Source organism: Plantactinospora sp. KLBMP9567 (genome assembly GCF_033446045.1).
GTDB lineage: Bacteria > Actinomycetota > Actinomycetes > Mycobacteriales > Micromonosporaceae > Plantactinospora.
In genome coordinates this window covers 78971-90264 of the sequence record NZ_JAWQRR010000061.1, presented here as the reverse complement: position 1 = coordinate 90264, position 11294 = coordinate 78971, and the positions used below count along the sequence as shown (strand labels likewise).

Genomic DNA, 11294 nt, shown 5'->3' with positions numbered 1-11294 from the left:
TGTTCAGTCCCATGACATCTGTCGCAGGTTGTGTCCCGGTACATGTGTCACATGATCGGTCTGGTGGGCGGTATGACTGCTGGGCATGGCGAATCGACGTCAGGTCATGACCGCGATGGACGCCCTGCTCGCGGCGGGCGTGCGGATCGACAACGTGCAGCAGTGGTGCGATGACAACAACGTCAACCCACGCACCTTCTACCGGCACCGCGCCCGGGTACAGGCCGAGGGTGTCTGGCGGGAGCGATCCCGCCGGCCGCATCACAGTCCTGGTATCACCCCGCCGGAGCTCGACGCGTGGATCTGCAAACTCCGCAACGATCTTGGTGTCGACAACGGCGCGGACCAGATCCGTGACGAGCTGTTGCTGATCCACGCGTTCACCGACCCTGGCTGGAGGGTGCCGTCACGGTCGACGATCAACCGGGTCCTGTCCCGCCACGACCTGCTCGACCGCAACCCCGCGAAACGACCCCGCGGCACCTGGCGCCGCTTCGCCTACGCCCAGCCCCGCGACTGCTACCAGATCGACGCCACCAGGATCCGCCTCGCCAACGGCCAACTCGTCGCGGTCTTCGACGTCCTCGACGACTGCACCCGCATGCTCGTCGCCTGCCGGGCCGCGCCGGCCGAGACCAGCACCGCCGCGATCGCCGCCATCGGCAGGGCCTTCACCGACCACGGCCCACCCGCGATCGTCCTGTCCGACAACGGCACGATCTTCACCCACCGACTCCTCAAGGACAACGCCGGCCCGTCCCCGTTCGCCGAAACCGTCCACCATCACGGCACCCGACTCATCCACTCCAGCCCCTACCACCCACAAACCTGCGGCAAAGTCGAACGCCACCACCAAACCCTCAAAAGATGGCTCACCGCCCAACCCCACCAACCCCACACCCTGCGACAACTCCAACGCCTACTCGACACCTACCGCCACCACTACAACCACCACCGCCGACACAGCGCCCTACCCGGCCGCGTCACCCCACACCACGCCTGGACCACCGCACCCCACCACGGCGGACCACAAGCCCTACCCATCCAAACCGACGCCACCGTCCACCACCCCACCGTCTCCGACACCGGCGCAATCAACGTCGGCTACACCCGCATCGGTCTCGGCTGCATCTGGCGCGGCCACACCGTCACCGCCATCCGCGACGGCAACCACATCACCGTCTACGCCAGCAACGGCCACCCCATCGACCCCATCGGCCACACCACCGCCCCACGAGACAAGAAGACCTACACACGCCTCACCCCAATATCGAACATCATCAACTGACACATGTCCCGGGACACACCCTTGACACATCTACCGGGACATGACAGTTGGTGGCGGACCACAGGTCGCCAAGAATCTTGACCCGGATCCGGGGGAGGCGCGCGGGGCGTACCTGAGGGGGGCTCGTCGGAGCGGCGTGGTGTGATGGGCGGCGTGCAGGCGTACCGGCTGGTCCGTCGGCCGGCCGAGGCCGGGCCGGCGCGACTCGACGACCCCGTGCAGCGGGAGGTGGTCGGACACACCGACGGTCCGCTGCTGGTCCTGGGTGGACCGGGTACCGGCAAGACCAGCACCCTGGTCGAAGCGGTGGTCAGCCGGGTCGCCGAGGGCGTCGACCCGGAGCGCGTCCTGGTGCTCGCCTTCAGCCGCCGCTCGGCCACCGCACTGCGGCACCGGATTGAGGCCCGGGTCGCGGAGGCCACCAACCGGGTACTGCACGAACCGCTGGTCCGGACCTTCCCGGCGTACGCCTTCGGGCTGCTGCGCAGGTCGGCGGCGCAACGCGGCGAGCCGTCCCCGCGACTGCTCACCGGCCCGGAGCAGGATCTGATCATCCGGGAGCTGCTCGGGGTGGTCGGGGCCGAGGACACCGAGCCCGAGAGCGGGGACGAGATCGAGGACCCGGTCGGCTGGCCGGCGGAGTTGCGGCCGGCGCTGCGTACCCGGGCCTTCGCCGAACAGCTCCGCGACCTGCTGATGCGGGCCGCCGAGCGGGGCGTCGGGCCGGTCGAGCTGGCCCGGCTCGGCGAGAGGCTCGGCCGGGCCGACTGGCCGGCCGCCGCCCGGTTCCTCCGGCAGTACGTCGCCGTGCTCGCCCTGCGCGACGTCACCACCCGGGGCTCGGTCGCCTATGATCCCGCCGAACTCGTCCGGGCCGCCTCCGGCCTGCTCACCGACGACCCCGACCTGCTCGACGCCGAACGGGCCCGGCTGGCGCACGTCTACGTCGACGAACTGGCCGACACCGATCCGGCCCAGGTGGACCTGCTGCACCTGGTGGCCGGCGGCGGCAAGCCACTGGTGGCGTTCGCCGACCCGGACTCGTCCACGTACGCCTTCCGGGGCGCCGACCCGGAGATCGTGCACAGCTTCCCGCACCGGTTCCGTACCGTCTCCGGTGCGGTGGCACGGACGCTGGTGCTGCACACGTCGTACCGGGCCGGGCCGGGGTTGCTGGACGCGACCCGGCGGTTGGCGCGGCGGCTGCGCGGACCGGTGGCCCACCGTGACCTGCACCCGGTGCCGGACGCCGAGCCGGGGACGGTGGAGATCCGCACCTTCCGCTCCGGCACCAGCGAGGCGGCCTACCTCGCGCACGCGCTGCGCTCCGCGCACCTGCTCGACGGGGTGCCCTGGTCGAAGATGGCGGTGCTGCTCCGCTCCACCACACTGCAACTTCCGCCGTTGCAGCGCGCGCTGCACACCGTCGGGGTGCCGACCGTGGTGCACGCCGAGGACCTGCCGCTGCACCTGCAACCGGCGGTCGCCCCGTTCCTGCTGCTGCTGCGCTGCGCCCTCGAACCGGACCGGCTGGACGAGGAGGCGGCGGTGACGCTGCTGCACTCGCCGCTGGGCGGCGCCGACCCGCTGGCCGAGCGGCGGCTCCGGCAGGGGCTACGCGCACTGGCGCTGGCCGGCGGAGACCGGCGTCCCTCCGGCGACCTGCTGGTGGAGGCGTTGCGGGACCCGCGCGACCTACTCACCATCGAGCGCCGCTGGGCGGCACCGGCCCAGGCGGTCGCCAACCTGCTGGCCGCCGCCCGGGAGGCTGCCGCCGTGCCCGGGGCGACCGCCGAGGACGTGCTCTGGGCGGTGTGGCGGGCCAGCGGGCTCGCCGAGCGCTGGTCCGGCGCGCTGGCCCGGGCCCGTACCGCCGCCGGGGCGCAGGACAGCGGGCTGCGCTGGCGGGCCGCAGCGGCCGACCGGGACCTGGACGCCGTCGTCGTACTCTTCGACGCGGCGGCCCGGTTCGTCGACCGGCTGCCGGGGGCGCGTACCGAGGTCTTCCTCGACCACGTGCTCGGGCAGCAGTTGCCGGCCGACACGCTCGCGCCGAGCGCCGACCGGGGCGAGGCGGTACGCCTGCTCACCGCGCACGCCGCCAAGGGGCTGGAGTGGGACCTGGTCGCGGTGGCCGGCGTACAGGAGGGGATCTGGCCGGACCTGCGGCTGCGCGGCAGCCTGCTCGGCTCGGAACGGCTGGTCGACCTGCTCGCCGGCCGGGGCGAGGGGGCCGGGGTCGCGGCCACGCTGGTCGGGCAGAGTTCGGCGATGCTGGACGAGGAACGGCGGCTCTTCTACGTCGCCGCCACCCGGGCCCGGCGGAAGCTGCTGGTCAGCGCGGTCGCCTCGGCGGCGGTCGGGGTTGTCGACCACGAGGAGCAGCCGAGCCGCTTCCTCTACGAACTCGGCCCGACGGTCGAGCGCCCGGACGACGGCGACAGCCCGACCGGCAGGAACGGACCGGACGGCGGACCTGGACCGGGCGGCAGTGGCGGACCGGACGGTAGTGGCGGACCGGACGGCGGACCTGGACCGGGCGGCAGTGGCGGACCGGACGGTAGTGGCGGACCGGACGGCGGACAAGGACCGGACGGCAGTCGCGGACCGGACGGCGGGCAAGGACCGAAGGACCCGACGGGGCCGGACGGTCGCGGGGGTCCGGCGGGGGCGGACAGCCGTGGCGGACCGGCGGGGGCGGATGGTCAGGGTGGCCCCGTTACCGCTGGCGAGGGCACGCTGGGTGGTAACGGCGCCACCGTGGAGGAGGTGGACGGGGTGGCCGACGACGTACCGGCGCTGCCCGTCGGCCGGCCGCCCCGGGCGTTGACGCTGTCGGCGCTGGTCGCCGAGTTGCGTACCGCCGTCACCGACCCGGAGGCGTCGCCGGCCCGGCGGCGCGCGGCGGCGGAGGAGTTGGCCCGGCTGGCCGTCGCCGGCGTGCCGGGCGCGCACCCCGACGACTGGTGGGGGCTGCGACCGCTCTCCGACGACCGGCCGCTGGTCGACGAGGGCGAACCGGTCCGGGTCACCCCGTCCGGGATGGAGAGCGCGCTGCGGTGCAGCCTGCGCTGGCTGCTGGAACGGCACGGCGGCAAGGCGCCGGCCAGCTCCGCCCAGGGAGTGGGCAACCTGGTGCACGCCGCCGCGATGCTCGCCGAGGACGCCAGCGCCGACCGGGGCAAACTGCTGGAGTACGTGGCCGCCCGGTTCGACGTGATCGAACTCGCCGCCCGCTGGATGGCCGGCACCGAACGGGCCCGCGCCGAGGTGATGGTGGACAAGCTGCTGCGCTGGCTGGCCGGCAACCCGCGCCGGCTGCTCGCGATCGAGCACGAGTTCGCGGTACGCCTCGACGACCCGAGGCGGCCGATCGAGCTGACCGGCCGGGTGGACCGGTTGGAGGTGGACGCCGACGGCCGGCTCGTGGTGATCGACCTCAAGACCGGCAAGTCGACTGCGGTGACCGCGTCGGAGCTGGCCGAGCATCCGCAGCTCGGCGCGTACCAGGCGGCGGTGGAGGCGGGTGCCTTCACCGACCTCGGTGCCGGGATGGAGTCCGGCGGCGCCGCGCTGGTGCAGCTCGGTACGCCGACCCAGGACGCCAAGGAGCAGGTCCAGCCGCCGGCCGGCGCGGCCGAGGAGGCGGCTAGCTGGGCCCGGGCGATGGTCCGGCGTACCGCCGACACGATGGCCGCGGCCACCTTCTCGGCCGTCGCCAACTCGAAGTGCCGGGTCTGCCCGGTCCGGAGCAGTTGCCCGATCTCCGGGCAGGGTCGCCAGGTCGTCGAGCCGCCCACCCGGCGCCGCCCGGACACCGGCACACCGCCGGGCGGGCGCGGAGCCGGCCCGCAGGCAGGCGGCCCGGCCAAACCGCCCGGACAGCGTGGCGGCGGGGAGCGTCGGTGACCCAGCCCTCCCTGTTCACCTCGACTCCGACCCAGCGGGTCGCCGACGCCGGACCGCGCTACACCCCGGTCGAGCTGGCCAAGCTGCTCCGGCTGCCGGCACCCACCCTGGAGCAGGCCGCGATCATCTCGGCGCAGGTCGAACCGCTGCTGGTGGTCGCCGGGGCCGGCTCCGGCAAGACCGAGACGATGGCCGCCCGGGTGGTCTGGCTGGTCGCCAACGGGTACGTCGAACCCGGGCACGTCCTCGGCCTCACCTTCACCCGGAAGGCGGCCGGGGAACTCGGCACCCGGATCCGGACGAGGCTCGGCCAACTCGTGCGCCGGCTCGGCCGCAACAGCCGCAACAGCGACGACGACCCGTTCGGCGGCGAGCCGACCGTGGCGACGTACCACTCGTACGCGGCCCGGATCGTCACCGAGCACGGCCTGCGCGGCGGGTACGAACCGTCCACCCGGCTGCTCACCGAGGCGTCCCGCTGGCAGATCGTCGACTCGCTGGTGCGCAACCACGACGGGGACATGTCCGAGGTGGAGCGGCAGCCGAGCACCGTCACCGACGCCGTGCTGGCGCTCGCCGCCGACCTGGCCGAGCATCTGGTCACCCCGGACGACCTGGCCGCCTGGACCGGCCGGTTCTTCGCCGAGGTGCAGTCCCGACCCGGCCGGGTCTACGCCGACGTACGCAAGGCGCTGCACGTCCAGCAGCTCCGGCTGCGGCTGCTGCCGCTGGTCCGGGCGTACGCCCAGCGCAAGGACGACTTCGAGGCGATGGACTTCGGCGACCAGCTCGCCCGGGCGGCGCTGGTGGCCCGGGACCACCCGGAGGTCGGCGCGATCGAGCGCGGGCGCTACCGGGTGGTGCTGCTCGACGAATACCAGGACACCAGTCACGCCCAGGTGGTGCTGCTCCGCTCGCTCTACGGCGGCGGTCACCCGGTCACCGCCGTCGGCGACCCGTGCCAGTCGATCTACGGCTGGCGGGGCGCCAGCGCCGGCACCCTGGACCGGTTCCCGACCGAGTTCGCCCAGCCGGACGGCACCCCGGCCCAGGTGCGCACCCTGACCACGAGCTGGCGCAACCGGCCGCAGATCCTGGACGTCGCCAACGGGCTCGCCGCGCCGCTGCGCGCCGCCGGGGCCCAGGTCGCCGAGCTGGCCGCCGCGTTCCGGGTCGACGAGGAGATCCCGGGCCGCACCGGCCGGGGATACCCGGGCGGCACGGTGCACTGCGCGCTGCTCGACACGTACGCCGACGAGGCCGACTGGATCGCCGACAGCATCCTGGCCGCCTGGCGGGGCGCGGCCCGGATGCCGGACGCGCTGCCGGAGCAGATTCCGGTGCTGGCCCGGCCGACGACGGCGGTGCTGGTCCGGCTGCGCAGCCAGATCCCGGCGATCGAGGCGGCGCTGCGGGACCGGGGACTGCCGGTCGAGGTGGTCGGGCTCGGCGGACTGCTGGACACCCCCGAGGTGCGGGACGTGGTCTGCACCCTGCGGGTGCTCTCCGACCCGACCGACGGTGCCGCGCTGCTCCGGCTGCTGACCGGGGCACGCTGGCGGATCGGCCCGCGTGACCTGGTCGCCCTGCACCGCCGGGCCACCGCGATCGCCCGTGCTCGCCGGGAACTACCCCGGTCCGACGACGACTCCGAGCCGGAGATCGTCACCGACCGGCTGGACGAGGCGACCCTGGTCGAGGCGCTGGCCGACCTCGGTCCGGCGCAGGCGTACTCGGCGGAGGGCTATGCCCGGCTGCGGGCGTACGGCAAGGAACTCGGCCTGCTCCGGCGCCGCCTGGACCAGCCGTTGCCGGACCTGCTCGCCGACGTCGAGCGGACCATCGGCCTCGACGTCGAGGTGGCGGTACGCGCCGGCAGCGACGGCCGGGGCGGCGACGCCGGCCTGGCCCGGGGGCACCTGGACGCGCTCGGCGACGTGGCGGCCCGGTTCGCCGGTGACTCGGCCGGCGCGCCGCTGCACGCCTTCCTGGCCTTCCTCGCCGCCGCCGAGGACGAGGAGCGGGGACTCTCCCCGGGCGAGGTCGAGGTGGTGGAGGGCGCGGTGCAGATCCTCACCGCACACGCCGCCAAGGGCCTGGAGTGGGACGTGGTCTCGGTCGCCGGGTTGAGCAAGGGTGTCTGGCCGGGTACCGCCCGGGGCTCGGACCACTATCTGCTCGGCCTCGGGGTGCTGCCGTTCCCGCTGCGCGGCGACGTGGACGGGCTTCCCGGGCTGGCCCTGGACGACGCCGACGACCAGAAGGCGGTGGCCCGGGCACTGGCCACCTTCACCGACGACTGGCGGGCGCACGACGAGCGGGAGGAACGCCGGCTGGCGTACGTGGCGGTCACCCGGCCGCGCCGGCTGCTGCTCTGCTCCGGCTACTGGTGGGGCGAGGGGACGAAGCGACCACGCGGCCCGTCGACGTTCCTCTCCGAGGTGTACGAGTGGTGCCTGACCACGCCCGAGGCCGGCGAGAGCGGCTTCGTGGTCGACGCCTGGGCAGCCGAGCCGGCGGCCGACGCCACCAACCCGACCACCGAGGTGGTGCTCCGGGCCGAGTGGCCGGCCGACCCGCTGGGCGCCCGACGCCCGGTACTCGCCGAGGCCGCCGCCCTGGTCCGCCGCCTGATGTCCGGACAACGACCCCCCGACCCCGCCGCCCCGGCGGACGGCGCTGACGGCGCACACGACCTGGTGCTCGGCGCGGATGGCGCACACGACCCGGCGGACGGCGCGGACGACCCCGTCGAACCGGCGGACGGGACGGCCCATTCCGGAGAGAGCCGCGCGGGAGAGCCGGATTCCGGCCCGGTGGACGATGCCGCCGGCGAGGAGTTGCCGCCGGTCGATCCGGAGGCGGCGGCCGCCGCGGCGGCCTGGCGGCGCGAGGCGGAACTGCTGCTCGCCGAGCGGGACATGCTCGCCCACCGCTCCGGGCCGGTCGAGGTGGCGCTTCCCGGCCACCTGTCGGTCTCGCAGCTCGTGACGCTGCGCCGGGACCCGGCGGCGCTGGCCCGCGCGTTGCGCCGACCGATGCCCCGGCGCCCCGAGCCGTACGCCCGGCGGGGCACCGCGTTCCACGCCTGGCTGGAGCAGCGGTACGGGATCAGCCGGCTGCTCGACGTCGACGAACTGCCCGGTGCGGCCGACTCGGACGCCGCGCCGGACGAGGCGCTGGCCGAGTTGCAGGAGCGGTTCCTGGCCAGCGAGTGGGCGGAGCGCACTCCGGTCCAGGTGGAGGTGCCGTTCGCCACCTCCATCGGCGGGCTGCTGGTCCGGGGCCGGATGGATGCCGTCTTCACCCTCCCCGGCGGCCGGTACGACGTGGTCGACTGGAAGACCGGCCGGCAGCCGACCGGGGTCGAGGCGGACGCCGCCGCGGTGCAGTTGGCGGCGTACCGGCTGGCCTGGGCGGAACTGGCGGGTGTGCCGGTGGACCGGGTCCGGGCGGCCTTCCACTACGTACGGGACAACGTGACCGTACGCCCGGCTGACCTGCTCGACGCCGACGGCCTGGCCGCGCTGCTGGCGCGGGTGCCGGAGGCGGCGGTGGGCGGTTGAGCCTGCTCAGGACAGGGGCATCCGATTGATCTGCCGGAATCCTGCCCGACCGGGCCGGTGGTGTGCTAACGTTGCGGCGTTGCAGTTTTGGTTCCCAGAGACTCTGTGTGCGCCTGCGGGATTGTGACCGTAGGCGCTCTTTGTTATGTCCGGAGTTCTCCGGGCGGGGCGACCAGAGCGACAGCGGCCCACCGGCCACGGTGGGCAACTATTCGGTCCGCAACAGGTGCGGACCGAACGTTCCGTCAGGAGACGAAACACATGGCAATTGGCACCGTGAAGTGGTTCAACGCCGACAAGGGCTTCGGCTTCATCACCCCGGACGGCGGCGGCGCCGACGTCTTCGCCCACTTCTCCGCGATCCAGAGCTCCGGCTACCGGAGCCTGGACGAGAACCAGCGGGTGGAGTTCGAGGTCACCCAGGGCCAGAAGGGCCCGCAGGCGGAGAACATCCGCCCGATCTGACCCAGCGCCCTCTGTGGCGTCAGCCCAGAGACGAAGTTCGACCACCGCGCCCAGACCGGCGTGGTGACGCGGCCAGCCCGCGCCCGACGGCACGGGCTGGCTCCCGCGTATCTCCCGGTCCGTGGCTGCGGTCGCCGGGCGCACCGCCGCCGGTGGCTGAGCCGCCGGTGGCGGGCGCCGGTGACCTTCCTCGACACGTACCGCATCGAGGAAGGTCCGTAATGACCCGCATCATCCACTCTTTCGCCGACGCGCCGCTGGCCGCCGGACTGCACGCCGCGCTGACCGAGAACGGCATCCTCACGCCGTTCCCGATCCAGGCGGCCACGCTGCCCGACTCGCTGGCCGGTCGGGACGTACTCGGCCGGGGCCGTACCGGCTCCGGCAAGACGCTCGCGTTCGGCCTGCCCCTGCTGTCCCGTACCGCCGGGCGTCGGGCCCGGCCGGGCCGCCCCCTCGGGCTGGTCCTGGTCCCGACCCGCGAACTGGCGCAGCAGGTGACCACTGCCCTCGCCCCGTACGCCCGCACGCTCGGGCTGCGCTGCGCCACGGTGGTCGGCGGACTCTCGCTGACCCGGCAGGCGGCGGCGCTGCGAACCGGCGCGGAGGTGGTGATCGCCACCCCCGGACGGCTCGCCGACCTGGTCGACCGGGGCGACTGCCGGCTGGACGAGGTCACGATCACGGTGCTCGACGAGGCCGACCAGATGGCCGACATGGGCTTCCTCCCGCAGGTCACCGATCTGCTGCGTCAGGTGGCGCCGGGCGGGCAGCGGATGCTCTTCTCGGCCACCCTGGACCGGGGCGTCGACCGGCTGGTCCGCCGGTTCCTCACCGACCCGGTGTCGCACTCCGTCGACCCGACGACCGCCACCGTCACCGCGATGACCCATCACGTCCTCCAGGTGGACGCCGCGGACAAGACGACGGCGGCGGCGCAGATCGCGGCCCGGGACGGTCGGGTCATCATGTTCGTCGGTACCAAGCACCGCGCCGACCGGCTGGCCCGGCAGTTGCTGACCAGGGGCGTACGGGCGGCAGCCCTGCACGGCGGCAAGTCGCAACCGCAGCGGACCCGTACCCTGGAGCAGTTCAAGTCCGGTCAGGTGAACGCGCTGGTGGCGACCGACGTGGCGGCCCGGGGTATCCACGTCGACGGGCTCGACCTGGTGGTGAACGTCGACCCGCCCACCGACTCGAAGGACTACCTGCACCGGGGCGGCCGGACGGCCCGGGCCGGCGAGTCCGGCCGGGTGGTGACCCTGGTGCTACCCGAACAGCGCCGCGAGGTGGCGCGACTCCTCAACGACGCCGGGATCAGCCCCGAAACCCTGGTGGTCCGCCCCGGCGACCAGGCACTGGTGCAGCTCACCGGGGCACGGGTCCCGTCCGGGATTCCGCTCTCGGCGACGACGGCCCGGCCGGCACCGGTGACGTCGGCCCGGTCGACACCCGCGACGACGGCCTCGGCGCGGGTGCCGGAGCCCCGCTCCGCGAACGGTGGGGCTCGCCGGGCGTCGCGCTCGCGCCGGCTTCGCCGGGCCGCCTGATCGCCCCACGCCTCGGTCCCGCTCTCGCCCACGCCTCGGTCCCGCCTCGGCCGTTCGCCCTCCCGGGTGGCCGTGGAAGTCCCGGTGTCGTGACGCCGGGTGAGGCCGCGTTGACCCTTGTCTGCGCGTCCCGAGTGGGTAGCGCGGTCGGTGCGCCGATCGGTCAGGGCAACTATGCCCGCGAATACACCTGATCGGGTCCGATGGGCGACTGCGGAGTAACCATCGACGGGCCATCCTGTCCTGGGGAACCAGCGACCACGGGGGCGGGTCGCGATGGGGGAGGTTGCGATGACCGTGCGTGTCGGTCAGGGCTCGACGCGGGAGATCCTGGTGGTGCTCGCGCTCGCGGTCAGCGGTCTGCTCCTCGCCACGCTCGTCGCGTTCACCCCGTGGTACGGCTTTGCCGCCGGGGCGCCCGAGGTCGAGGTGGTCGAGATGCACTCGACGGTGGGGACGTCGTCCGGGGACGAGATCGGGATGACTGTCGCCGGGGACGGCTGAGCTGGTCAGGAT

General features: G+C 73.9%; 6 protein-coding genes. All 6 read left to right on the top strand.

Annotation, left to right across the window (positions count from 1 at the left end; translation table 11 throughout):
* Positions 1-85 precede the first annotated feature (85 nt).
* Positions 86-1288: a DDE-type integrase/transposase/recombinase gene (locus tag R6Y94_RS42340; protein ID WP_318402790.1), complete on the top strand. Its 1203-nt coding sequence runs from the start codon at positions 86-88 to the stop codon at positions 1286-1288.
* Positions 1289-1432: 144 nt separating this feature from the next.
* Positions 1433-5197, top strand: a complete 3765-nt coding sequence (locus R6Y94_RS42335) for an ATP-dependent helicase (RefSeq protein WP_318402788.1) — start codon at positions 1433-1435, stop codon at positions 5195-5197.
* Positions 5194-8763, top strand: a complete 3570-nt coding sequence (locus tag R6Y94_RS42330; protein WP_318402786.1) for an ATP-dependent DNA helicase — start codon at positions 5194-5196, stop codon at positions 8761-8763. The genes R6Y94_RS42335 and R6Y94_RS42330 overlap by 4 nt, the downstream gene beginning before the upstream one ends.
* Before the next feature lie 261 nt (positions 8764-9024).
* A complete protein-coding gene (locus R6Y94_RS42325) occupies positions 9025-9228 on the top strand; it encodes a cold-shock protein (RefSeq protein ID WP_101369720.1) in 204 nt (67 codons plus the stop codon).
* Between the two features lie 221 nt (positions 9229-9449).
* A complete protein-coding gene (locus R6Y94_RS42320) occupies positions 9450-10778 on the top strand; it encodes a DEAD/DEAH box helicase (RefSeq protein ID WP_318402784.1) in 1329 nt (442 codons plus the stop codon).
* A gap of 291 nt (positions 10779-11069) precedes the next feature.
* Positions 11070-11282: a hypothetical protein gene (locus R6Y94_RS42315; protein ID WP_318402781.1), complete on the top strand. Its 213-nt coding sequence runs from the start codon at positions 11070-11072 to the stop codon at positions 11280-11282.
* The last annotated feature ends 12 nt before the right edge of the window (positions 11283-11294 follow it).